Source organism: Gilliamella sp. Occ3-1 (assembly GCF_001690655.1).
GTDB classification, from domain to species: Bacteria; Pseudomonadota; Gammaproteobacteria; order Enterobacterales; family Orbaceae; genus Gilliamella; species Gilliamella apicola_P.
In genome coordinates, this window is record NZ_LZHQ01000011.1 from 112,495 (window position 1) to 138,080 (window position 25,586).

At 36.0% G+C, this 25,586-nt stretch carries 21 protein-coding genes; 8 read left to right on the forward strand and 13 right to left on the reverse strand.

Going from position 1 to position 25,586, the window contains the following annotated elements; all coding sequences use genetic code 11:
• The first annotated feature begins 96 nt into the window (after window positions 1-96).
• Window positions 97-2,049: a VENN motif pre-toxin domain-containing protein gene (locus A9G43_RS03760; protein WP_065606745.1), complete on the forward strand. Its 1,953-nt coding sequence runs from the start codon at window positions 97-99 to the stop codon at window positions 2,047-2,049.
• Window positions 2,050-2,051: 2 nt separating this feature from the next.
• Complete coding sequence (locus tag A9G43_RS03765) at window positions 2,052-2,420, forward strand: hypothetical protein (protein WP_081298010.1); 369 nt, start codon at window positions 2,052-2,054, stop codon at window positions 2,418-2,420.
• A gap of 379 nt (window positions 2,421-2,799) precedes the next feature.
• Here the strand turns inward: A9G43_RS03765 and A9G43_RS03770 are convergent, their stop codons facing one another.
• Window positions 2,800-3,846, reverse strand: coding sequence for a LacI family DNA-binding transcriptional regulator (locus A9G43_RS03770; RefSeq protein WP_065606747.1), 1,047 nt, complete (start codon window positions 3,844-3,846; stop codon window positions 2,800-2,802).
• A 178-nt stretch (window positions 3,847-4,024) separates the two neighbouring features.
• Here A9G43_RS03770 and A9G43_RS03775 point away from each other — a divergent pair, with 178 nt between their 5' ends.
• The 3 genes from A9G43_RS03775 to dnaB are packed head-to-tail and all read left to right on the forward strand — an operon-like array spanning window position 4,025 to window position 7,300.
• The gene (locus tag A9G43_RS03775; protein WP_065606749.1) at window positions 4,025-5,044 is read left to right on the forward strand and encodes an aspartate-semialdehyde dehydrogenase; all 1,020 of its coding nucleotides are present in this window, start codon (window positions 4,025-4,027) and stop codon (window positions 5,042-5,044) included.
• Entirely contained in the window at window positions 5,031-5,822 is a 792-nt protein-coding gene (gene truA / locus A9G43_RS03780) for a tRNA pseudouridine(38-40) synthase TruA (RefSeq protein WP_065606751.1), read from the forward strand. Before A9G43_RS03775 ends, truA begins: the two co-directional genes overlap by 14 nt.
• A 53-nt stretch (window positions 5,823-5,875) precedes the next feature.
• Window positions 5,876-7,300, forward strand: a complete 1,425-nt coding sequence (gene dnaB, locus A9G43_RS03785) for a replicative DNA helicase (RefSeq protein ID WP_065606753.1) — start codon at window positions 5,876-5,878, stop codon at window positions 7,298-7,300.
• Window positions 7,301-7,416: 116 nt separating this feature from the next.
• Here dnaB and A9G43_RS03790 read toward each other — a convergent pair whose 3' ends face one another.
• The 4 genes from A9G43_RS03790 to A9G43_RS03805 are packed head-to-tail and all read right to left on the reverse strand — an operon-like array spanning window position 7,417 to window position 10,858.
• On the reverse strand, window positions 7,417-8,253 hold the full coding sequence (locus A9G43_RS03790; protein ID WP_065606755.1) for a metal ABC transporter permease: 837 nt from the start codon (window positions 8,251-8,253) through the stop codon (window positions 7,417-7,419).
• Window positions 8,250-9,116 (reverse strand): metal ABC transporter permease, encoded by an 867-nt coding sequence (locus tag A9G43_RS03795; RefSeq protein ID WP_065606757.1) that lies wholly within the window; start codon window positions 9,114-9,116, stop codon window positions 8,250-8,252. The genes A9G43_RS03790 and A9G43_RS03795 overlap by 4 nt, the downstream gene beginning before the upstream one ends.
• A 6-nt stretch (window positions 9,117-9,122) precedes the next feature.
• Complete coding sequence (locus tag A9G43_RS03800; protein ID WP_065606759.1) at window positions 9,123-10,013, reverse strand: manganese/iron ABC transporter ATP-binding protein; 891 nt, start codon at window positions 10,011-10,013, stop codon at window positions 9,123-9,125.
• The gene (locus A9G43_RS03805) at window positions 10,013-10,858 is read right to left on the reverse strand and encodes a metal ABC transporter substrate-binding protein (protein WP_065606947.1); all 846 of its coding nucleotides are present in this window, start codon (window positions 10,856-10,858) and stop codon (window positions 10,013-10,015) included. The genes A9G43_RS03800 and A9G43_RS03805 overlap by 1 nt, the downstream gene beginning before the upstream one ends.
• Window positions 10,859-11,339: 481 nt before the next feature.
• Between A9G43_RS03805 and A9G43_RS03810 the strand changes: the two genes are divergently transcribed.
• A complete protein-coding gene (locus A9G43_RS03810) occupies window positions 11,340-12,260 on the forward strand; it encodes an L-lactate dehydrogenase (protein WP_065606761.1) in 921 nt (306 codons plus the stop codon).
• 185 nt (window positions 12,261-12,445) lie between these two features.
• On the opposite strand, the gene ilvA is transcribed toward A9G43_RS03810, so the two are convergent.
• The 5 genes from ilvA to ilvG form a co-directional block, all read right to left on the reverse strand.
• Window positions 12,446-13,981 carry a threonine ammonia-lyase, biosynthetic gene (gene ilvA / locus A9G43_RS03815; protein ID WP_255308723.1) on the reverse strand — a complete coding sequence of 512 codons (1,536 nt, stop codon included), beginning with the start codon at window positions 13,979-13,981 and terminating at the stop codon, window positions 12,446-12,448.
• A 2-nt stretch (window positions 13,982-13,983) separates the two neighbouring features.
• Window positions 13,984-15,834: a dihydroxy-acid dehydratase gene (ilvD, locus tag A9G43_RS03820; RefSeq protein WP_065606765.1), complete on the reverse strand. Its 1,851-nt coding sequence runs from the start codon at window positions 15,832-15,834 to the stop codon at window positions 13,984-13,986.
• A 116-nt stretch (window positions 15,835-15,950) separates the two neighbouring features.
• The gene (locus tag A9G43_RS03825) at window positions 15,951-16,880 is read right to left on the reverse strand and encodes a branched-chain amino acid transaminase (protein WP_065606767.1); all 930 of its coding nucleotides are present in this window, start codon (window positions 16,878-16,880) and stop codon (window positions 15,951-15,953) included.
• A gap of 167 nt (window positions 16,881-17,047) precedes the next feature.
• Window positions 17,048-17,278: an ACT domain-containing protein gene (locus tag A9G43_RS03830; protein WP_065606769.1), complete on the reverse strand. Its 231-nt coding sequence runs from the start codon at window positions 17,276-17,278 to the stop codon at window positions 17,048-17,050.
• Between the two features lie 3 nt (window positions 17,279-17,281).
• Window positions 17,282-18,958: an acetolactate synthase 2 catalytic subunit gene (gene ilvG / locus A9G43_RS03835; protein ID WP_065606771.1), complete on the reverse strand. Its 1,677-nt coding sequence runs from the start codon at window positions 18,956-18,958 to the stop codon at window positions 17,282-17,284.
• Window positions 18,959-19,932: 974 nt separating this feature from the next.
• On the opposite strand from ilvG, the gene A9G43_RS03840 reads away from it, so the two are divergent.
• Together A9G43_RS03840 and A9G43_RS03845 are read left to right on the forward strand one after the other, a co-directional pair.
• Window positions 19,933-20,820 carry an SDR family oxidoreductase gene (locus tag A9G43_RS03840; protein ID WP_065606773.1) on the forward strand — a complete coding sequence of 296 codons (888 nt, stop codon included), beginning with the start codon at window positions 19,933-19,935 and terminating at the stop codon, window positions 20,818-20,820.
• Window positions 20,821-20,960: 140 nt separating this feature from the next.
• Window positions 20,961-21,623, forward strand: coding sequence for a hypothetical protein (locus A9G43_RS03845; protein WP_065606775.1), 663 nt, complete (start codon window positions 20,961-20,963; stop codon window positions 21,621-21,623).
• Between the two features lie 633 nt (window positions 21,624-22,256).
• Here the strand turns inward: A9G43_RS03845 and A9G43_RS03850 are convergent.
• From A9G43_RS03850 to A9G43_RS03860, 3 genes are all read right to left on the reverse strand, one after another.
• Window positions 22,257-23,498, reverse strand: coding sequence for an MFS transporter (locus A9G43_RS03850; protein ID WP_065606777.1), 1,242 nt, complete (start codon window positions 23,496-23,498; stop codon window positions 22,257-22,259).
• Window positions 23,499-23,681: 183 nt separating this feature from the next.
• Complete coding sequence (locus tag A9G43_RS03855; protein WP_065606779.1) at window positions 23,682-24,794, reverse strand: ribosomal protein uL16 3-hydroxylase; 1,113 nt, start codon at window positions 24,792-24,794, stop codon at window positions 23,682-23,684.
• On the reverse strand, window positions 24,784-25,569 hold the full coding sequence (locus A9G43_RS03860) for a YchF/TatD family DNA exonuclease (protein WP_065606781.1): 786 nt from the start codon (window positions 25,567-25,569) through the stop codon (window positions 24,784-24,786). Before A9G43_RS03860 ends, A9G43_RS03855 begins: the two co-directional genes overlap by 11 nt.
• Window positions 25,570-25,586: the final 17 nt, after the last annotated feature.

Consider the following 25,586-nt stretch of genomic DNA (forward strand, 5'->3'; position numbering starts at 1 on the left):
TAGATCTTACCTATTACACTCAAAATCCGCAAGACAAGCTCACAACTAACTTTCATTGTTCTCTTTTAATCAAAAACTAACTTAAACATCCAATCTTTGCAAGACACGGATGATTACAATTACGAAAAAGTCAGCGCATCGGTGAGTGGTAGCGGAGGCTTTGACATTAAGGTCGGCAACAACACTGACTTAAAAGGTGCGGTGATAGCCTCAGAAGCGAAAGACAAGAGCCAAAATCGCCTTGACACCGGCACAATCAGCTTTAGTGATATCGAAAACAAAGCGGACTACCAAGTCAGTAGTAGCAGTGCAGGGGTAAGCTCTAGCGGCATGCCATCGATGCCAACCAGCCGCAATAAAAACGAAAGCGAACATTCGACGACGCATTCAGCGGTATCGGAAGGGACGATAATTATCCGCAATAGGGATGACCAAAAACAAGATATCAACGAACTAAGCCATGATACTGAGCAAGCGAATAACGAGCTCAAACACATCTTTAACAAACAAAAAGAGCAAGACATCATCGACCAAACGCAGTTAGTAAGTGAAATTGGTGGTGAAACGTTAACGATGCTTAATCATATTGACCGGATAAGAGCTGAATCCAAGGCAAAAGAAGCGGTAGAAAAAGAACAAGAAAAAGCCGCAGACAAAGGCATCGTGTTAACCGACAAGCAGCAACAAAAAATTTACGAAGACGCCTACAAAGAATCGATGAACCAAGGCATGTCAGCGATGGGCAGTGACACCCGTCAAGGCATTGACATGGCGGTTAGTATCATCAACGGCTTAATCAGTGGTGACATGACAGGGGCAGCCGCAGGGGCACTTGCACCAAAAATTGCGACTATTATCAAACAACAGACCGAAGGAAACACCGTTGCCAACACCGTCAGCCATGCCATACTCGGTGCGGTGGTAGCCGAGCTGCAAGGCAACTCAGCTCTAGTGGGTGGCTTAGGTGCTGCAGCTAGTGAACGCGGTGCTGAGGTTATTGCGGGCATACTTTACCCCAACAAAGACATCAAAGACCTAAGCCAAGAAGAAAGGCAACAAATCAGCGCTCTAACCCAACTAGCGACAGGCCTTGCGATAGCCGCTAGCGGTGGTGATATCCAAGATGTGAATACAGGGGTTGCGGCAGGGAAAAATGCGGTTGAGAATAATGGATTAAGTTGGGGTGATGGTGGATTTGGTGGCGATTTTATTGGTCTTTCACCTGAAACAGGGGCAAATTATGAAGGTATCCTCCATACCTCAGCAGCAGGTTATTTAACTCAAGAAGAAACAGAGGAAGCACTAGAAAGGCTCATAACAGGTAAAGATATGCCTAATGGTAGCGATTATGTTGAACTCTGGATGCGAGCCCCAGAGCAAATAGGTGCATTTTTACCAGGACCAATTAGTGCCGCTATGGCGGCACTTGCTATGGCTGATAAGTCTTTAACCGACACTGACAAAGCTGATTTGATTTCAGTATTAAATAAAGCTACAGGTGATTATTTATCTGGTGCAGATACTGAATCTTTATTAGAATTAAATACTGCTTTAAGTCGATTTGGTGCCAAAAGTACAAATAAACAATTCCAACAATTTATAAAAGAAAAAGTTGAGAATAATGTAGCAACATCACAAAAAGGTAATAAATCAAGTAAGTTTGGCGAGCATGTAAAAAATGAAAATCAGATTACTGAAAATTGGAATAATACTAATCAGGCTCATAACATAAATAATTATGAAAAATATAAAGATAAAACAATTTCCCAAATGGAAAAACCCATTGTAAAAGATAAACAATTGCAAGGTTTGTTTGACGATCTATATAGGGAGAATGCAAAAATTGGAAGTGGAAGTACAGCTGATGCAGTTCGTCACGAGTTATCTACAGGGAAAAGCGTTGGAGGGAAAACACATTCTCAAAAAGCTGAAGATTATTCAAGAGCTTTACAAGATTGGATAAAAAGAAATCCTACGGCACCTAGTGGTGATAGAGCAGCCGCTGAAAATGTTTTAAAAGATTTACAAAATGCATTGAAAGGTAAATAAAAATGTTTAACTATACTGATTTTACAAATAAATTTAAGATATTATCTGTTGTTATTGAAAGTGAAATAAATAAAAATTATTCATATTGGGAACCGGAATCCCCTCCTTTAACGGTATTGTTTTCAAATATTGGAAAATGTTTATTTAATGAATTTGATAACCTTGAGGAGATAAATAAAAAATATTTATTCAAATTGATAGAGGAAGGAATAACATCTTCAGATGATAGATTAGCTAATGCTACTGCAACAGGACTTATAGAAGCAATAATCAACAACTCAACATCAAACCCAGAGCAATGGAAAAATTTTGAGGAAGGACTATTAAAAAAGTCTAAAGAGTATGCTTTAGCTGTATTAGCTCAAAATTAACCCGGAAATCCTAGCCTATATTAGTACATTCGTTATTAAAAAGTGACATTTAATACCGTTACTAACTTCTATAATTCATTTTTTAATTGCCAATTTTTGCTTAGTATGCACTTTAGCCATTATTATTTTTATGCACCATTGTATTAAATAATGGCTACCTGTTGTATTGCTCATTGTGCCATATATCTCTCTATTCAAAACATAAAAAAATACAGTAAGTTAATATTTTTTTGCTTACAAAAAATCCGTTAGGAAAGGTATTGATTTTATTTAATTTTTTTTGGTGTTTTTTTATGCTAGCCGTGGCGGTGATATCAACAGAAGCAAAAGACAAGAGTAAAAACAAAATGGAAAAATGTATTTTGGGATAGTATAAGTATTAGTAAAATATTGATTCAACATTGATAATTTTATTATGTTTAGTAGACCTTGTTGTGTCCTTAATAATATCACATAGTAAAGTTGCTGACTTTTGCCCCATTTTAAATAATGGTTTATTAATTCTACATAAATTATCTAATTCATTATATTTAAGTTCTTTAGAAGCGCTAAAATACGAGATAGTGAGCGGTTTAGTTAGTTTGGATTTACTTTCATTGGCTTGATGTAACGCCCCTAAAACCATGCTATCGGGTGATTGATGGTGTAGGTCTTTGTAATAAATTTCATCTAAATAAGATAAGCTAAAATTGTCGGCGCAAATTACTGCTGATGGTGTTTTTCTGTCATTTATTAATTTTTTAATAGCTGATTTAGCATGCTGATAGGTAAAACATCCTTGAATAATATATCGAGGCTCAACAGTAATATTTGCGCGTAACAATGCTTGCTTATAACCTTTTAACAAAAGTGCTGAATCTATTGATTGGTCATTATTAAGTAAAATAGCAACTTGGGTATGAGAATTGTCAGTTAAATATTTTGTCATTTGATATCCGATCGATAAATGATCAAAGTGAACACAGATAAAATCAAGTGAAAAGTGATTAACTAAAACAATGGGTGGTAATGTATTTTTATAAGAAATTAGTGTTTTTAAATACGGGGCATCATTGATAATAATAATTCCGTCAAATGCATTTTGAGCTACATAACGAATAATATGATGAATATCGCTTTTATTGTTATAAGGAAACTGTAAATAAAACAGTTGATACTGCTCTTTTTTTAAAATTTTCTCTAAACCAAGGTTGATTAAACTTTTTGAAAAAAGTTGATTATCAATAATTAATATCTTTTTACTGTTATGTATTGGTTGAAAGGGTTTAAAATTTTTTGATGTATCCATGTTTAATTCCTCAATAGCTCGATAAACGCGTAGTTGAATTTGAGGGGATGTTAAATGTGGTTTTTTTAATACTCTTGAAACCGAAGCAACTGAAATATTAGCTTTTGTAGCAATATCCGATAGAGTGATTTTTGTCATATTAACGAATAAATTTTGATTAAAGTGGCTTATTACTTTACGGATATTAAGCTAATTTGTAAGGGATCAGATTTTGTATTGTCGATCTGTGTTCCAAAATTGAAAAATATCTTTTTCCTCTATCTTTGACAATATAGTGATATAATTACCGTTAAATTTTTTATTTGGGTTTATAAATATGTCTGCATGGAATATTGCTATTGTGGGGGCGACAGGGCAAGTGGGTTCTGCGCTAGTTGAATTATTACAACAACGTAGTTTACAAGACAATAGTCTAAAAATTGAAAATCTCTATTTGGTCGGTAGTGACAATAGTGCTGGTGAAGTTGTTCGTTTTGCTGGTAAAAATTTAACTGTTACTGATAGTGCACAAATGGATTGGAGTCAGTGCCATTTTGCCTTTTTTGTTGCTGGTTCTGAAACAAGTGAAAAATATGCAAAAATTGCGGCAGAATCAGGTTGTTTAGTGATTGATGCAAGTGGCTATTTTGCTCAGCAGGATCATATTCCATTGGTAGTACCTAAAGTTAATAACAGTGTATTAACTGAATACCGTAATGAAAACATTATAGCTGTAGCTAGTGCCACAGTGTGCCAATTATTGCGTTGTGTTGCGTCGTTAACTGATATTGAGTTATTAACCAATTTACATGTCACCAGTTTTATTCCGGCCTCATTGTATGGTAAGCCAGGAGTGGATGAGCTGGCTGGGCAGAGCGCTCGCTTATTAAACGGCATGCCAGTTGATAATCAGTTATTTGACAAGCAATTAGCATTTAACTTGTTACCCGTATCGCACGAACATGATGATTCAATATTAGGTGAAAAGTCACAAGTTAATCAAATTCGTAAAATATTAAGTAATTATGAACTTCCTGTCTCTATTGAGTCAGTGATTGTGCCTGTGTTTTATGGGGTGTCACAAGCTATTAATATATCAAGTAGCTTACCGGTTGAGTTAGATATGGCACGTTTTAGCGAGTTTGGGGTTGAAGTGCAAAGCGATAATCTGCCAACTCCAGTGACCGAAGTTAGTATAGAGTCTGAAGGTCAGCTAACTATTAAATTGGCTAATTTGAGACACAGTTACGGCCATTATGAACAAATTCAATTTTGGTCAGTTGCTGATAATATTCGTTATTTAGGTGCATTAATGTTAATTGAGACACTTGAGATCCTCATTAATGACTATATATAAAATTGCCCTTGGTATTGAATATGATGGTAGTAATTACTTTGGCTGGCAACGACAGCAGTATGTTGATTCTATTCAAGAAAGACTAGAATCCGCACTATCGACAATTGCTAATTCACCAATAAACGTCTTTTGTGCTGGTCGCACAGATGCTGGTGTACACGCAACTGGTCAAGTTATTCATTTTGAAACCCAAGCTATGCGATCAGCTAGTGCTTGGACAATGGGTGTGAATTCTCATTTACCTGATAATATTGCGGTGCGTTGGTCGCAAGTAGTTGATGATAGTTTTCATGCACGGTTTAGTGCGACTGCTCGGCGTTATCGTTATGTGATTTATAATCATCGTTATCGGACAGCAATCTTAGCTAAAGGAGTATCGCATTATTATTTACCTTTGGATGAAACCTTAATGCATCAAGCTGCACAGTATTTATTAGGTGAGAATGATTTTTCTTCCTTTAGAGCTGCGCAGTGCCAATCAAGAACACCTTGGCGTAATATTCATCATATCGAAGTTTGGCGACAAGGTGAATTTATTATTGTTGATATTAAAGCTAACGCGTTTGTTCACCATATGGTACGTAACATTGTGGGCAGTTTACTTGAAGTTGGTGCGGGTAATCGACATCCAGAATGGATTAGCGAACTTTTACAGGCTAAAAACAGAACGAAAGCTGCTGCAACAGCAAAACCTGAAGGATTATATTTAGTTCAGGTGGATTATCCATCAGAATATCAAATACCAACCCAAGCATTAGGCCCATTATTTTTAAAATAAGTTGGATAATAAGCAAACAATAAAAAGTTAATTAAATTAAAAAGATAAATGTAATGAAGACTGATCGAACAAGTACAAATAAAGATTCTAGAAATCAAGAAGTGAAAAAATCAAACTTGCATAATATCAAGCTTCCACCACACTCAATTGAAGCTGAACAAGCAGTACTTGGTAGCTTGATGCTTGATAATCAACGTTGGGATGCTGTATCTGAAATGATCACTGATCGAGATTTTTATTCACGTCATCATCAACTAATTTTTTCTGAAATGCATACATTGGTCAGTAAAGGTACACCAATTGATTTAATTACCCTTTCTGAAAGCCTTGAAAGTAAAGATGTTTTAGCTGATGTTGGTGGTTTTGCTTATTTGGCTGAACTTTCAAAAAACACACCAAGTGCGATTAATGTTGTTGCTTATAGTGATATTATTCGCCAACAAGCGATTTTACGTGAATTAATTAGTGCATCAAATGATATTGCTGATAACTGTTATGCAACAGAAGGGCGAGATAGTACCGAAATTTTAGATTTGGCGGAAAGCAAAATATTTCAAATCGCTGAAAGCCGAACTAAACAAGGTGAAGGTCCAAAAAGTATTACCGAAGTGCTAGAAGCAACGGTAGCTAAAATCGAAGAGTTGTTTCAACGTCCACATGATGGTGTGACAGGGGTTTCAACAGGTTATATCGATTTAGATAAAAAAACGGCTGGTTTGCAACGTTCCGATTTAATTATCATTGCGGCAAGGCCATCAATGGGTAAAACCACTTTTGCTATGAATTTGTGCGAAAATGCCGCGCTAGAACAAGAAAAACCAGTATTAATATTCAGCTTAGAAATGCCTTCAGAACAAATCATGATGCGTATGCTAGCTTCGCTTTCACGTGTTGATCAAACGAAAATTCGAACAGGACAACTGCAAGACGATGATTGGGCAAGAATCTCAAGCACAATGGGACTATTGCTCGAAAAGAAAAACATCTATATCGATGACTCATCAGGTTTAACACCAATGGAATTACGCTCAAGAGCAAGACGTATTTATCGGGAACATAAAGGCTTAAGTATGATAATGGTTGATTACTTACAGCTTATGCGTGTACCGAATATTTCTGAAAATCGTACTTTAGAAATTGCCGAAATATCGCGTTCACTAAAAGCCTTGGCTAAAGAATTACAAGTTCCTGTTGTTGCACTATCTCAGCTTAATCGTAGTTTGGAGCAACGAGCCGATAAAAGACCAGTTAACTCTGATTTACGTGAATCAGGCTCTATCGAACAAGATGCTGATGTGATTATGTTTATCTATCGTGATGAGGTTTATAACGAAGCCTCAGAACATAAAGGTATTGCTGAAATTATTCTAGGAAAACAGCGAAACGGACCAATTGGTAAAGTTCGATTAAAATTCCAAGGTCAGTTTTCACGTTTTGATAATTATGCAGATAATAGTAAATATTTGGATGATGAATAACAATTAAATTAATAATAACAGCGTAAAATGGCTTAAAAATATCATTACGCTGTTTTTTATAGCTGTAAAAAAGTATTTCTAAAAACGGCTTCTTTGCAATAGTTACAAGAATAATTTTAGTGGCGTAATTTTTTGCTAGTAATAAACTGATAAACCTGAGCAAATAAAAATATGGTTGCCTGCAAAATAACAATACAAGCACTGGTTGATGCATCTGCATAATAACTTATCAAGGTGCCCGTCACCGTTGAAATTGTGGAAACCAACACAGCAATTACTAACATCCATTCAAAACGTTTAGTTAACGAAAAAGCAGTTATACCTGGAGCTATCAGCATAGCAATAACTAAAATCATACCCGCTATTTTTAACGAACCTACAATGGTTAAAGCTAACACACTTAATAAACCATAATGTAATAGTTTAACGGGTAGTCCAACAACTTTGGCTTGTACAGGATCAAAGCAGTAAAGCATAAGATCGCGGCGTTTTATAATAACTAAGATTGATACAATTGTAGCAATAAATATGATCTTTTTAAGCTCGTCATAACTAGTGCCAAGTACACTACCAAATAGTATATGATTTAAATGCTGTGAAGTATCTACTTTTGAAAATAATACTAAACCAAAAGCAAACATACCCGAAAATACAATCCCCATTACGGTATCTTCTTTCAATCGGCTGTTTTCTTTGATGTAACCTGTTGCAACCGAGCAAAATAGGCCTGAAGCAAAAGCACCAATTATAATGGGAATACCTGCTAAATAGGCCAGCACAATTCCAGGTAAAACCGCATGCGAAATTGCATCCCCCATTAATGACCAGCCTTTTAAAACTAAAAAGCAAGAAAGCAAGGCACAAACTATACCAGTTGCTAGTGCAGCTAAAATTGCTCGCTGAATAAGAGGAAGGGTCAGAGGATAGTAGATAAATTCCCAAAACTCTGTCATACCTTTCTCCCTTTATTTAAACGGCTTTTACGGATCTGAAGATGATTGGCAATAAGTCCTTGCTTTGGAGCAAATAAAAATGCGGCAATAAAAATTAGTGTTTGTAGCGTTACAATAACGCCACCAGTTTCTCCATTTAAAAAGTAGCTAATCCAAGCACCAACAGCACTAGTTACAGTGCCAATAAAAACCGAGATAATCAATAGCCGAGAAAATCGATTAGTCAGTAAGTAAGCGGTTGCCCCAGGGGTAACAACCATAGCTATTACTAAAATAGCCCCAACAGTTTGTAATGCTGCAACGGTACATGCGCTTAAAATAGTAAAAAATAGGATTTTTAGTTTTAATGGTTTTAATCCAATCGATCTGGCATGAGTTTCATCAAAAAAGACAACTAACAAATCCTTCCAAAAAAAGAAAAGTAGTATAAATGATACCAAAATAATGATTTGCACTTGCCACATATCGCTATCATCAATTCCAAGAATATTACCAAATATAATAGTTTGTGCGTTAACAGATGTTGGATTGAGCGAAATAATTAACAAACCGACGGCAAAAAAGGTTGAAAAAATAAAACCGATAGTGGCGTCTTCTTTTAAGCGTGTAAAGGCACGAACCAACGTAATTGCGAGTGCCGCCAGTAACCCAGTAAAAAATGCTCCAATTGAATAAGGTAGTCCAAGTGCATACGCACCAGCAACGCCAGGTACAACAGAGTGCGATAGCGCATCGCCCATTAGTGACCAACCTTTTAACATTAAAAAAGCCGATAAAAAAGCACAAGCAGCGCCAACAATACTACTTACCCAAATCGCTTTAAGCATAAAATCGTAGGTAAATGGTTCAAGTAAAAGTTCCATTTATTGTTATCCCTTGGGTTTATTATCGTGATGGTCAATCAATAAATCTCGATGGGGGGAATCATGCTTACCTTCGCCATAAAAAATAGCAGCACGCTCATCGTCAGTTAATATGGATACTTTACGAGGATCTTCGTCATCATGCAGTTTCTCGCCTGATAAACTAAGGTAACGTAGTGCACCACCAAAGGTGGTCATTAAATTTTGCGGTGTAAAAGTTGTTTTAGTTGGACCAAAGGCCAGTACGGTTTGATTAATTAATACCACTTGATCACAAAATTCAGGAACACTACCTAAGTTATGGGTTGAAACTAAAATTAAATGGCCTTCTTCACGCAGATCTTTCAATAAATCAATAATGGCATTTTCGGTTTTAACATCAACTCCAGTAAAGGGCTCATCTAGCAACAGCACTTTACCTTGTTGAGCTAATGCTCGAGCTAAAAATACTCGTTTTTTTTGCCCACCAGAAAGTTCGCCAATTTGACGATGCTTAAAATCAAGCATGTTCACACGTTCAAGAGCAATATCAACTTGTTTTTTGTCTTCTTTGCTTGGAATACGTAAAAAAGACATATGCCCGTATCGTCCCATCATTACTACATCCGACACCAGAACAGGAAAATCCCAATCGACTTCTTCGGTTTGTGGCACATAGGCAATGATATTTTGCTTTAAAGCTTGCTTTACTGAGAAATCATTAAAAGTTACACGCCCACGGGTTGGATGAACCATTCCCATAATGCTTTTAAATAACGTTGACTTGCCACTACCATTAATACCAACTAAAGCACAAATAGTACCACCGTTTAAGCTAAAGCTAGCATCATAAATTGCAGTATGGCCATTATTATAAGTCACCGTGATATCATCAACTTTCAAGCAAATTTGAGTCATTATTTTTCAAATCCTTTAGCAATAGTTTCAACGGTCACTTTTAACAAATCAATATAAGTTGGAACAGGACCATTTTTAGTTGAAAGCGAATCGACATACAAAACGCCACCATATTTAATATCGGTTTCTTTGCTCACTTGTTTAGCGGGTTTATCTGAAATAGTACTCTCACTAAAAATGACAGGAATATCATTTGCTCTCACTAAATCAATTAATTGCCTAACTTGTTGAGGTGTGCCTTGTTGTTCAGCATTTATTGGCCATAGGTAAGCTTCTTTCAAATTATAGTCGCGAGCTAGATAACTAAAAGCTCCTTCGCTGGTCACAAGCCAACGTTTTGCCTCAGGGATTTTGGCCAATCGTTCGCGTAATGGTGCATCAAGCGCTTTAATTTTAGCAATATAATCAGCAGCATTTTTATTATAAGTAGCCGTATTTTTAGGATCATATTTGACAAATGCCGCGCGAATATTTTCAATATAAATTAAGGCTAGTGTTGGCGACATCCAAGCATGTGGATTAGGGTTACCTTTATAGCTTCCTTCTCGGATTGGCATCGGCTCAATACCTTCAGTCACAACAACGGATGGGACATCTTTTACATCTTCAAAAAAGCGTTTAAACCAAAGTTCTAAATTAAGGCCATTCCATAACACTAAATCTGCTGAAAGCACTTTGGTAATATCTTGCGGGGTGGGGTCGTATTCATGAATTTCCGCACCGACCTTGGTGATTGACTCTACTATAGCAGCATCACCAGCTACATTTTGCGCAATATCTTGAATAACCGTAAAGGTAGTAACGACTTTAAATTTCTTTTCTGACGCTTGTGCAGATTCGTGCATACCTGTCAAAATAATTAACGAAGTTAAAATAACCTTTAATAATATTTTACGATTTTTCCAAAAATTGAACTTCATTAGCGACTCCTAGCGTTTGACTCATAAACAAATAGCAAAATTCAGTGATTGTTCCTAACAAATCTAACAAATATCTTTCAATTTAATTACTTGTAGTAGTGAAACTGCATTGCCAATTATTTATAGCAATAAAATAAATTTAAATGTTAATGAGAATTATTATCACTTAAAGTGTAAAAGTCAATTTTTTTTAAAGTGTACGGTTTCAATTAACTCATGACTTAACTTATGACATAGCTATGCTAATCATTCATTGTATATAAAACTAAATTAAATAGTAGCTAATTTCGTCTATTTAAATAATAGCTAAAGTAGAAAAGATAATATATTAAATCACACTGATCACGTTTTATACTATAGAAAACATTTGTTGTTTATCTTTATTTTTAATAAAGCGAGGTTTAATATGAAACTGCGAAAAGTGATGATTATCGGCGTGGGTAATGTGGGATCAACAACCGCTTATACACTGGTTAATCGAGGAATTTGCGAAGAAATTGCACTTGTTGATCTTAATAAAGAATTAGCCTATGGGCATGCACAAGATTTACTAGATGCGGCGGCCTATCGGCAAAATATGGTTAAAGTCAGTTTACGCGAATCGACCGATTGCGCCGATATTGATATTGCGATTATCACTGTAACTTCAGGCATAGCTCAAAAAAGCCGTGCAGAAGAGCTTGCAGGAACCTCTAAAATCATTACCAACATAGTGCCTGATATGATGAACAATGGTTTTAAAGGCATATTCTTAATTGCCACCAATCCTTGCGATGCCATTACATATCAAGTCTGGAAATTATCTGGCTTGCCTCGTCATCGAGTGATTGGTACAGGGGTATGGCTTGATACGGTACGTTTGCGTCGATTATTGGGCGAAAAAATGGATATTGGTCCACAAAGCATTGATGCCTTTATTGTAGGTGAACATGGTGATTCACAGTTTCCAGTTTGGTCTCATTCATCGGTTTATGGGATTAATCTCAATAATTTAGAAAAAAATAGAATCGATTTTGAAGAAATTGGCACCCAAGCTCGAGAGATGGGCTTTGAAATTGCTAACCGTAAGCACTGTACTGAATATGGAATAGCTAGCACCATAACCGAAATTTGCCAACATATATTTACTAATAGCCACCGAGCATTAGCGCTTAGTTGTATTTTAGACGGAGAGTATGGCTATAAAAATGTTGCAATTGGTGTTCCTGCAATATTAGATCAACATGGTATTAAAAAAGTGATCAAGCTCGACTTTAACGAAAATGAAAAACAACTCTTTGAAAAAAGTATCAATATTGTAAAAGGATATATCAATCAAATTAGATGATTTGTAGTAAAAACGTTTCATACTTTCTATTAGAAGGTACCAAATAGTTTAGGAGTTGGTTTGTTTTCATATTTTAGTCTTTTGACACCAAAATTCCTTTCCGTCAAAAGGCTAAAATACGAAACCATCACAACCTGACTAAATCTATCCACCTTATAGGCGGATAGTAATTACTAATTTTAACCTTAATTAGTTAAAAACAGTTTAAGCGAAGGATTATGTGTTTCGTTGTGGAAACCATAATCGAGTTCAGTTAGGTGTTGATTAAACTGGTTAAGGGTTGATTCGTCGATTTCAAACGCGGCAAGTACACGACCATAATCGGTACCGTGGCTACGATAGTGGAACATTGATATATTCCAATTAGTCCCTAACGTTTGTAAGAATTTAAGCAACGCTCCTTGCGATTCAGGGAACTCAAAACTGTATACTTGTTCTTGAAGCGGTTTGCAAGGTTTGCCACCAATCATGTAGCGTACATGTAGTTTTGCCATTTCGTCTTCGGTTAGATCCACGACAGGGTATTTTGCAGCAGCAAATTCTTGTATAATTTCATCTTTTTCTTCACTTTTCGAAATTTTTATTCCCACAAAAATACAAGCAGATTTTTCATCATGATAGCGGTAATTAAATTCGGTTACTGCGCGTCCACCTAATAGCTGACAGAAACTTAAAAAACTGCCTTTCTTCTCTGGGATGGTGACTGCTAATAGCGCTTCACGTTTTTCGCCTAATTCACAGCGTTCTGATACATAGCGCAAGCTGTGGAAGTTTAAATTAGCGCCCGACAGTATATGAGCAAGTTTTTCACCACAGATGTTATGCTGATCGACATATTTTTTTAGTCCAGCTAATGCTACTGCGCCAGATGGTTCAGCTATTGCACGTACATCGTCAAATAAGTCTTTCACTGCAGCGCAAATTTCGTCGCTATTCACGGTAATAATATCATCAATATATTGTCGGCAAAGTCTGAATGTTTCATCGCCAATTCGTTTGACAGCAACGCCTTCAGCAAAGAGTCCGACACGCTCTAAATCAACAGGGTGACCTGCATCTAATGCAGCTTTTAAGCAAGCTGAGTCTTTAGGCTCAACAGCAATAACTTTGATTGATGGCATGATTTGTTTGATTAACACTGCAATGCCTGCGGCAAGCCCACCACCACCAACAGGTACAAAGATTCGGTCAAGTTTTGCATTTTGTTGTAATAGTTCCATAGCAATACTACCTTGCCCAGCAATTACTAGCGGATGATCAAATGGTGGAATAAAGATGCGATTTTGTTCTTTAGCTAGTTCCATTGCTTTGGTTTTGGCTTCGTCAAAGTTAGCGCCATAAAGCAATACTTCACCACCAAAACTTTTTACAGCTTCAACTTTGATATCGGCAGTTGTTAGTGGCATAACGATTAAAGAACTGATGCCTAATTTTGTAGCCGAAAAAGCCACTCCTTGCGCATGGTTGCCAGCCGACGCGGCAATAACGCCGCATTTGCGTTCTTCTTCACTTAAGCTGGCTATCATGGCTTGTGCTCCACGGATTTTGAAACTGTGGACGAGTTGGCGGTCTTCGCGTTTGACAAAAACTTGATTGTGTATTCTTGCTGAGATCTTTTCCATTTTTTCAAGTGGAGTTACTTCTGCCACATCGTATACGGCGCTACAAAGCGTTGCTTTTAAATAATCTGCACCGGTAAGTTGAGTATTTTCTTGTTTCACAATTAGCCACCTAATTTACTTTTATCTCGTACGGCACCTTTGTCTGCGCTTGTTGCTAAACTGGCGTAAGCTTTAAGCGCAAATGAGACGTAACGATCTCGATTATGAGGCGTAAATGCTTTTTCACCTCGTTCTAGTTCTGCAACTCGTCGACGTTCAAGTTCAGAAGTTGGTACATCTAGTACTAATTTACGATTTGGGATATCAATATCAATAATATCACCATCACGAACAAGGCTTATAATGCCGCCATTTGCTGCTTCTGGAGAAATATGACCAATCGATAAGCCAGAGGAACCACCAGAAAATCGTCCATCTGTTATCAATGCACATTTTTTGCCTAGACCCATGGATTTTAAATAACTGGTTGGGTAGAGCATCTCTTGCATACCCGGTCCGCCTTTTGGTCCTTCATAAATGATGACAACGACATCACCTTCAACCACCTTGCCTCCTAATATGCCATCAACAGCATCTTCTTGGCTTTCAAATACTTTTGCTGGGCCTCGGAAAATTAAATTTTCAGCAGCAACGCCTGCGGTCTTAACAATTGCGCCATCTTGTGCAACATTACCATAAAGTATTGCAAGTCCACCGTCTTGACTATAGGCGTGAGCTTTATCACGAATACAACCATTTACACGGTCATCGTCAAGTGAATCCCAATAGCAATCTTGTGAAAAAGCTTTAGTGGTGCGAATGCCTGCAGGTCCACTACGATACATTTTTTTTACTGCTTCGTCGGTAGTTTGAGTTATGTCGTATTTGGTGAAAGTTTCTTGTAATGTTAGTCCTAGAACGTTGTGTACATTGCGATTTAGTAATCCTGCTTTATCTAGTTCTGACATAATTGACACAACCCCACCAGCTCGGTGAACATCTTCCATATGATATTGCGCTGTACTTGGCGCTACTTTACATAAATGTGGGACTTTTCGCGATAATCTATCTATATCTGACATGGTAAAGTCGATTTCACCTTCTTGTGCAGTAGCTAACAAATGTAATACGGTGTTGGTCGAGCCACCCATAGCAATGTCTAATGACATAGCATTTTCATATGCCGCTTTTGTTGCAATTGAACGAGGCAGGTAAGATACATCATCATGTTCATAATAACGTTTGGTGATTTCAACAATGCGTTTAGCTGCGTTTAAAAAGAGTTGTTCACGTTGTTTGTGAGTGGCAATAAGTGAACCATTGCCCGGTAATGAAAGTCCTAATGCTTCAGTTAAGCAGTTCATGGAGTTAGCCGTAAACATACCTGAGCAAGAACCACAAGTAGGGCAAGCTGATTCTTCGATGGCTTTGCTATCTGCGTCGCTAACATTTGGGTTAGCGCTTTGAATCATTGCGTCAACTAAGTCTAATTTAATGATTTGGTCAGATAGTTTTGTTTTGCCTGCTTCCATCGGTCCACCTGAAACAAAAATGGTTGGGATATTTAAACGAAGCGAAGCCATTAACATTCCTGGTGTGATTTTGTCGCAGTTAGAAATACAGATCATGGCGTCGGCACAGTGTGCATTAACCATATACTCGACAGAATCAGCAATGAGTTCTCTTGAAGGAAGTGAGTAAAGCATTCCACCATGTCCCATAGCAATACCATCATCAACTGCGATTGTATTGAACTCTTTGGCAATGCCACCCGATGCTTCAATTTGTTTGGCGACTAGCTGTCCAATGTTTTTTAGGTGGACATGTCCTGGTACAAATTGTGTGAATGAGTTAACCACCGCAATGATGGGTTTACCAAAGTCTTCATTTTTAACGCCAGTTGCACGCCATAGTGCGCGGGCTCCAGCCATATTTCGGCCCTCGACCGAGGTTGCTGAACGATATTTCGGCATTTCCTGCTCCCAATTTTTATGCAAGTAACCGTGTTTAACGGTTTGTAGTTTTTAAAATTAATCACAAGTTAAAAAGTCATCCGCCAGCACACTTGGCGGATTTTTGATTTTGTTTGTTATTTAACAGGATCTAACCAACCATATTTATCTTCAGTTTTACCATTAAATAAACCAAAGAATGTTTGTTGGATTTGTTTGGTAATTGGACCACAACGGCCAATGCCAACTTGGATGCGGTCAACACTACGAACTGGTGTAATTTCCGCTGCTGTACCTGTCATAAAGACTTCATCTGCCAGATAAAGTGATTCGCGTGATAGTGTTTGTTCTCGCACTTCAATATCAATATCACGTGCTAGCGTTAATACTGCATCACGTGTAATACCGGGTAGTGCCGATGACGATAAAACCGGAGTGTATAAAATGCCATCTTTAATAATAAAGAGATTTTCACCAGCACCTTCAGATAAGTGTCCATGAACATCTAACGCAATACCTTCTTGGAAGCCATTTGCTCTCGCTTCAGAACCAATTAATAATGATGATAAATAGTTACCACCTGCTTTAGCAGCGGCTGGAATTGTATTTGATGCAACGCGATGCCAAGATGAGACCATTGCATCAATACCTTCGTCTAATGCTTCTTCGCCTAGATAAGCCCCCCATGGAAATGCCGCTATCATGACATCAGTTTTATAACCAGCAGGTGGGTTTACTCCCATACCCACATCACCCACAAAAACTAACGGACGTATATAAGCACTTTTTAAATTATTTTTTTTGATGATTTGTCGTGTAGCTTCCATGATTTCATCAAGAGAATAAGGTACTGGGAAACGATAAATTTTTGCTGAATTTAACAGCCGTTGTGCATGTTCTTTATGGCGAAAAATGGCAGGACCTTTATGGGTATCGTAACAACGTACACCTTCAAATACCGAAGTTCCATAATGTAAAGCATGTGACATTACATGAACTTTTGCATCTGCCCATGGAACCATTTCACCATTAAACCAAATATAATCAGATTTCGCTGTAGAGCCCATTTTGTTTTCCTCTTTAATTTTAATTTGTTAAATATGTACCTTGCTTTAGATGTTTTTGATTTAACGGTCAAACATTGTACTATACTTAATTGCTAATTTAGCTGTTAAAAAAGTTTACTATTTTGAATTTAATATGTTATTTAATAATAAGTTGTTTACTATTGTTATTATTCAATCACTATTACATCTTCTAATTTTGCTACTTGATTTTGTAGTGTCGAAAACGATCTTTCAGTGGTTAATATTAATGTCATAATTAGTATGTTGTTTTCAATTGTTTGCGTTTGCATTGATTCAATATGTCCACCCCGATGACGGATAACCCGTAATATACGTTCAAGTGCTCCCAATTTGTCATAAGCTTTTATGACTATTTGGTATTGTGTTTGTTCTTTCATTGCTTACTCCCTACAACTTCTATCTAGCATGTTTTCGTTTGCGGCTCCGGGTGGTACCAGTGGCCATACGTTTGCTAATTCATCTATGCATACATGTAAAAGATAAGCTCCTTTTGTATTGAATAGGTTATCGAGCGCAGTATCGATTTGTGACTTTTTGTTGATAGTTTGCCCAGGTATATCAAATGCTTTAGCTAGCATTAAAAAGTCGGGATTATCTGATAAATTTGTTTCGCTGTATCTTTCGTTAAAAAATAATTCTTGCCATTGGCGAACCATACCTAGGCGTTGGTTATCAATTAATATGATTTTTATTGGCAATTTTTTACGTTTTATAGTGGCTAATTCTTGGACATTCATCATGAAAGATCCATCGCCTGATACACAAATTACACAGTCATTGGGTCTTGCCATCTGTGCGCCAACGGCCGATGGTAAACCAAATCCCATTGTGCCAAGTCCACTTGATGTAATAAATTTTTGAGGGTGGTTAAAGCGCATATGTTGTGCTGTCCACATTTGATGTTGTCCAACATCAGTAGTGACAATAGTATTGGCTGATTTTCGCTCAGAGATAGTTTTTAATAAAGTTGGCGCATAAATAGCTTCACCGGGGTGATCATAGCGAGTTGGATATTGTGCTTTTAATTGATTAATTTTTTTATGCCATTTATCAATTGAAACTGTTTGATTTATTCGGGGTAAAACTTGCTTTATATCGCCTTGTAATCCTAAATGGCTTTGGCGTAATTTGTTGATTTCAGCTTGATCGATATCAATATGAAGTACTTTAGCATGTCGTGCAAATTCATTAAGATTGCCAGTAACCCTGTCATCAAATCGTACTCCTAGGGCAATTAGTAGGTCACATTCTTGCACTGCTAAATTGGCTGCTTTTGCTCCATGCATACCGACTAATCCTAAATAATAGGGATTATTAATATCGGCAACACCAAGCCCTTTTAATGTTGATACACTTGGAATTTGTGTTAATTCCATAAAGTTTCTAAGTTCGGATATTGCTCCTGAAAGCCCAACACCTCCACCAATGTAAAGCATTGGTTTTTGGGCTTGGGTGATCATTTGTTTGGCTTGTTTTATATCATCAGGCAAGATTGGGTATAGTTGATTTTTATTCTGTGCAATTTTTAATGAAGATGGCGTTAAATAGTTATGATAGTCTAGGTTTGCAAGCTGTATATCTTTGGGAACATCAATTAATATTGGTCCAGGTCTTCCAGAATTGGCTAAGTTAAACGCCTCTTCTAATATATTGGGTAAATCGTGTGCATCATCGATTAAATAACTGTATTTGGTGCAAGCTAAAGATAATCCCAAAACATCAACTTCTTGAAAAGCATCTGTACCAATAAGTTTGGTTGGTACTTGACCAGTTATAGCAACAATCGGCACTGAATCAACCAAAGCATCAGCAAGACCTGTAATGATATTTGTTGCACCAGGACCCGAAGTGGCAATGCAAACACCAGTTTTTCCTGTTGCACGAGCATAACCAATAGCCGCCATGGCAGCACCTTGTTCATGACGACATAGTACATGTTCAATACCCCCGTCATAAAGTGCATCGTATAGAGGCATAATTTGTCCACCAGGATATCCAAAAACGATGGTTACGCCTTTTTCTTTTAAGGTTTTTACTATCCACTGTGTTCCTAACATTTATTCCTCGCTTGTACTTTACCTATCCATTAACCATAAAAAAAAACCCCGCTTTTTGGGAGCGGGGGTTTTCTGATTTATGTATAAACATATTTTTTATTCAAAAACGCCCCCGCGCAGGAATAATGACCACGCTGACAATAATATTGATGAGGACGATTTTGAGTGAAAATTTCATAATGTTGGATGATTAACTTTTTATCATTTCTTAAAATATTTTTAACAAAATACTCGTTTTAAAAAAAAGTGCAATAGTTTTTTATTGATTTTGTTATTTGGTATAAGTAACTTGTAAAAAAGTTTCAGGAAATATTATGTTTTAGTATAAAATATTGTAACTAATTATTTTTTGTTTTAAATATAGCTTTAATTAATCGCGATAATGTTAAAAAGCTTTGCAAGATGCGCATGTCGGAATTGGAAAATAGTGATCTTAATGATTCTCAAAATTCGGTTATTTAACCAATAAAAATGAGTTACTAATTGATATTGATGAGTTCACTATCTTATTCAATATATCGAAAAATCATAATACTATTAGTTATAGCGTTAAAAACATGACTGTGAACATGCTTTAATTATTGTCGAGAAAAATAATTCTATCCTTTAAGTTTTTTATAACTAGCTTCGTATATATTAATTTGATACACTTAAGCAGGTGCAAATTTATGCAGCATTCAATGTTTTGGCTTTACCAATTTTGAGTATCTCACCGAGCCAATCATGGAAAGTCATCTTTGTTAATTATTAGCCTCAGTTTGTTGTTTTTTCTTTTGGGGATGATATTGAGCAATACTATTAAGTTTTAAAAAAGATTATTCTAATTTTTTGTCAGTAAAATATAATTTATTGAATTAGTTAGTTATTTTAAAGATTAAAATATGTTGATCAATAGGATTTTGTGATTATTAATTGATTTTATTTAAGTTATATTGAATTTGTTTTCAAATACATGTTTAACTTAGGAGAAAATTATGAGCAAACAGATCTACAATCCACTTACTAAATATCATCACGATAAGTTCCCAAAACAAACACAAATTGCACCAGCTTTACAGTGCGAAATGAATCCAATTCCTGATTGTGGCGAAAAAAGCTATCAAGGGCATGGTCGCTTAGAAGGGCGTAAAATGCTTGTTACTGGTGGCGATTCAGGTATCGGTAGGGCAGCGGCAATTGCTTATGCTAAAGAAGGTGCTGATGTGGCAATAAATTATCTTCCTTTCGAACAAAAAGATGCTGAGGAAGTGGCTAAGGTTATTCAAGCTGTAGGGCGCAAAGCTGTATTGATCCCAGGTGATTTGAGTGACGAGGCTTTTTGTAAAAAATTAGTTGAAGAAGCGCACCATCAATTAGGTGGATTAGACAATTTGACATTGGTTGCTGGCAAGCAAGTTGCCGTTGAAGATATTATGAAACTTACCACCAAGCAAATTAAAGAAACTTTTGAAGTTAATGTATTTTCGCTTTTTTGGGTCACTAAAGCGGCTTTGGGTTATTTAAAACCAGGTTCAACAATTATTACAACTTCATCTCTCCAAGCATATCAACCTAGCAGTAATTTATTAGATTACGCCGCAACCAAAACAGCTATCATTGCATTTACGCGTGGATTAGCTAAACAATTAGGACATAAAGGTATTCGCGTAAACTCAGTAGCACCAGGTCCAGTTTGGACTCCATTACAAATTTGTGGTGGTCAGCCAAGTGATGCCATTCCTGAGTTTGGTAAACAAACTCCATTGCAACGCGCTGGTCAACCAGTTGAACTTGCTAGTGTTTATGTGCACTTAGCGTCTGAAGAATCAAGTTATACAACTGGCGAAACTTATGGTGTTACAGGAGGTATGCATATTAACTAGTTGATATTTGTTATAGTAAAAGAGCTTATTTAAGCTCTTTTACTATTTATGTTATATAGAATTAATTTTTTTAAACCAATAGACTATTATGAGTTAATTTATAATAGCCAAAAATTGAGTAGAAACAGAAAGGAAAAAAAATGAAACTTTTTAAAGTGATCACTATGATCGTGTTAGGGCTTTTTTTAATCAATTGTGATAATTCGAAATCAAAAACTGATGATATGAAACAGAAGGTCGAGCAAACAAGTTCAGATATAAGTGACAAAGCTAATCAATTAGGCTCAGAAATTGGAGATAAGGCTAGTCAATTAGGCGCAGATATAAGTGATAAGGCTAGTCAGTTAGGTTCAAAAATTGAAGACCAAGTTAAGCAAGTAAGTTCAGCAGTTAGTGATAAAGCTAAAGATTTGTATGAACAAACAAAATCGGAAAAAGAATATATGCTTAATAAGGTAGAAGAAGGTAATTATAGTGTGGCTCAAGATATGATGATTAAGGCGATTAAAACAAAACTACCTGTAACCATTGATCCGAGCACCACTTTAGTTGATGTATCGACAAATAGCAATGAAATTAATTATAAATATATAGTGAATAATCTGACTAAAGATGCATTACAGGCTGAAAGCAATCAAAAAAATTTAAAAAACAAATTGGTTGCGTTTTATTGTGGTGATGACTCTAGTATGAAGACACTAAGATTAGTATTCCCTAGAGGAGCTAATTATAATTATTATATCAATGATGATAAAGTCCTTTCAGTGGACGTAAAATCGAGTGATTGTGATAATAATGATTAAATATATTTTAGTTTAATCTGAATAAAATAAATAGTTAAAATTTATTGGTAAAAAAGGGCTTATCAAAGCCCTTTTTATTGTTTCTTTAGTTTGAAACTGTAAAATATTATATTGTTCTGACGTCAGTATTTTAAATAATTGGTAAAAATGAAACTTGCAGAATCAATATTTGCAAGTTTAGTGAGTTTAGTCCTTTTCAGTTGCGTTAATTTAAAATTCAATGCCAATTTAAAAAGTTGTGATTTTTTTAAAATATAGGTATCAATTTTTTGCAAAATACCATTATTAATAAAGAATAAAAAATTTTTCCAGTTAAAATTGATGTAAAAACTAATTTAGTTGAAATAGCAAAAGATAATAGATTACTTAATTATAAATATGTTATTAATGCTTCAATAGATAACGGAAATATCGAAAAAATCTTTACTGTAGTAATAACCTACAACTTAAACGGTATAGAGACGCATTTCTAAATGGTGTCAGTTATAATATACTATATTAATGATGAAAAGTTTTTAGTGTGCAATTGGCGCCAGCTTCTTGTACTGCTGATTAAAATAATTTAATTTTTTGATATAATTTTAATCAAAATAACATAAAAAACAGGGAGATCATCACCCTGTTTTAGTCATTTTATTCTAGTTCTTTACCTTTTGTTTCAGGTATTAAAAATACGAATGCAGCTGCTGATAATAAATAAGCTGCTGACAGTAAAGCTAATGCGTAGCTAATTGAGTAAACAGTAGCTAAATATGCAATTAGAACTTGCGATATTCCAGCAATTCCTCGACCCACATTAAAAATAATATTTTCAGCACTTGAGCGAGCATCTGTCGGATAGTGTTCAGCAAGTAATGCTCCGTAGCCACCCATCATCCCATTGACAAAAAAGCCAATTGCTGAACCAAATATGATTAATATAAACATATCAGTTTGATGAAAATAAAACCAAATTGAAACTGCTGAAACGAATAAAAATAGGATATAAGAAGGACGGCGACCAAATTTATCACATAACCAACCAAAAATTAAGATCCCTAGTGACATACCAATTGTTGTTGAAATGGTCCAGAACATTGTATTTTTAAATGGTAATTTGAGTTCAGTTGCAATCATATTGGGCATCCAAACCATGAGTCCATAAAAACCAAAATTTTGTACTGCACAAGCAATAGTTAACCCGGTTGTAGTTGCTATAGTTCGAGGATTTTTAAATAATTTGCCAATGGCAATTTTATTTTTGTTTTGAGCTTTTAAATTTTGCCAGATTTCTGGTTCTTTTAGACCTTTACGTGTCCAAGCAACAAATAGAGCTGGCAGTACCCCTATGGCAAAAGCCCAGCGCCAACCATAAATTTCACCAATAAAATTGACGGTTAATGCAGCTAAAATGATACCAGCTTGAAAGCCTAATGCAACAATGGATGTTGCTCTTGAACGTTTATTTTTAGGCCAGCTTTCAGAAACTAGAGTCATACCAATTCCAAATTCACCACCAAGACCAAGTCCACTTAAAAAGCGAAAAATTAAAAAGCATTCATAGTTAGGTGAAATTGCACATAACCCAGTGAAAAGAGAAAATATTAAAATAGTCCATGAAAAGACTCTTACTCGACCATATTTATCGGCAAGGATACCAAATAAAATACCGCCTAATACGGCGCCAAGTAAGGTTACTGATGTTAAGGTTCCTAAATCAGCTTTAGTTAGGTTAAAGCTGGTCGAGATTAGACTAAAACATACACCTAAAATCATCATATCCATGCCATCAAGTGCGTAACCGACAGTGGATGCAAAAAGGGTTCTTTTTTGATACGGGGTTGTGTGTTCGTTTTCACTTTCTGCTTGCAAGGCTATGTTTGCTTCAGTTTTCATGCATACCTCTAGTTTTTAAAAATAGATGTCACTTAAAATTTGCGTTTTATGATGTTTAATTTGTGATTAAACGGAGGGTAAATTAAAGCGGGGCAAGTATATACTTAAAACTAATAAAAAGCCAAGCTTAATGCCCTAAACAGTCGTTTTATCTGTCGATTTTATTATCGGTAGTTGATTTATTTAATCTTCAGCAAAGTACCAATAACCTTTGTTGACAAGATCAAGCATGACTTTAAGCGTGTTTTTATCCTGTAACTGTTCGTAATATAGTGTTTCAGTTTCACAAAGTAGATCAATGATAGGCATTGGTAAGTCAATTTTTTCACCATGAATATAGCCAAAATCACCTACTTTAAAGATTCGAATACTTTGTACACGGCGTAGCTCTGCACTCGTTTTTAGTAATGATTCAAATTCTTCATAATTGTATGGTGGTTCAACGGGTACAATATTTAGATCGTGCATTGGTAAAGTAATGTGTCTACCGAACCAATCGTTAAATAATGAAGGTGTTTTGATTAGGTCAATAATTTGATCTTGTACCTTTGTTAATTCATAAGGTTGAACTCGATGAGGATCGTTAGGTAGCTTTAAATCTGGATCTTGATAATAAATACTAATTGGTAGGTTATCAATGACATAATCAGCAAAGCTACTTAGTAGTTGTTGTGATGTTTGTATCATAAAACCGACAGAATAACTTAATGATTCTCCAATTGATGTACCATTATGCGGACAACCTGTTGGGATATATAGAATATCGCCTGTGGCGATATCTTCGTCAATGATTGGTTGATATTCTTTTACATGTAATAATGCTTTGTGTGCATTAAATTGTTTATAATTTGGATCGCGATCGCCAACTTGCCAGTGCCTGCTCCCCATGCCTTGGATAATAAATACATCATAATTATCAATATGAGGTCCAACTCCGGCGCCTTGTGTTGCGTAAGAAATCATTAGATCATCAAATTGCCATTGTGGAAGGCATTTAAACGGCTTAAGTAAGGTCGCCGCTTGTTCATGCCAATGGTCAACAGCTTGTACTAACAAGCTCCAATGATCTTTACCTAAGTTATCGTATTGAGTAAATGGCCCAAATTTAGCATCCCAAACACCATCTTTATTAGAAACAATTCGGCTATCAATTTCTTCTTCCATCGCTAAACCAGCTAGTTCGTCTGGAGTTATAGGATCAATAAAATTAACAAATGCTTTGCGTAAGATTACCGGTTTTTTTTGCCAATAGTTTGTTAAAAAATCATCCCAATCAATAGTTAATTTATAATTCATTTAATTTTCCTTGAAGATTGAATAACTGGCAAAAATTATGGGCGGTTTTTTGGGCTATATCCTCTAAAGAAACACCTTTTAAAGCAGATAAATATTGTGCAACTACACGAACATACGCGGGTTGGTTTTCTTTCCCTCGATATGGTACGGGAGCAAGATAAGGTGAGTCTGTTTCGACCAAGATACGATCAAGCGGAACATATTTAGCAACTTCGCGTAGGGCCTCGGCATTTTTAAAGGTGATAATCCCTGAAAAAGAAATATAAAAACCAAGATCCAATAGTTGTTTTGCTGTTTCGATATCTTCTGTAAAACAGTGCAAAACACCAGAGTGGACATGCTCATCTTTTAAAATTCTTAAAGTGTCTTCTTTAGCATTACGTGTATGGACAATAACGGGTTTGCTTAGTTTTCGTCCTAATCGAATATGTTCTTTAAATATAGTTTGCTGTAGTTCTAGATTATCTTGTTGGTAGTAATAATCAAGCCCCGTTTCACCAAGTGCAATGACGTTGTCTTCTTGTGCTAAAGTTTGAAAGCGTTTGGCATCGTAGGTTTCTTCATCAAGATTAAGTGGATGAATCCCACACGAGAAAGAGCATTGAGTTTGATAAGGCGTAAGTCTATGTTTCATCGATTCATAGCCCGACAGAGTTGTTGCCACGCTTAGGCAATGTTTAACGTCATTGTTGGTAGCTTCTTGTAAAATATCTTTTATAGATTTAGTACTAAAGTCTAAACTATCTAAATGGCAGTGTGAATCAATTAAAAACATAAAAATCTCTTTTTTAT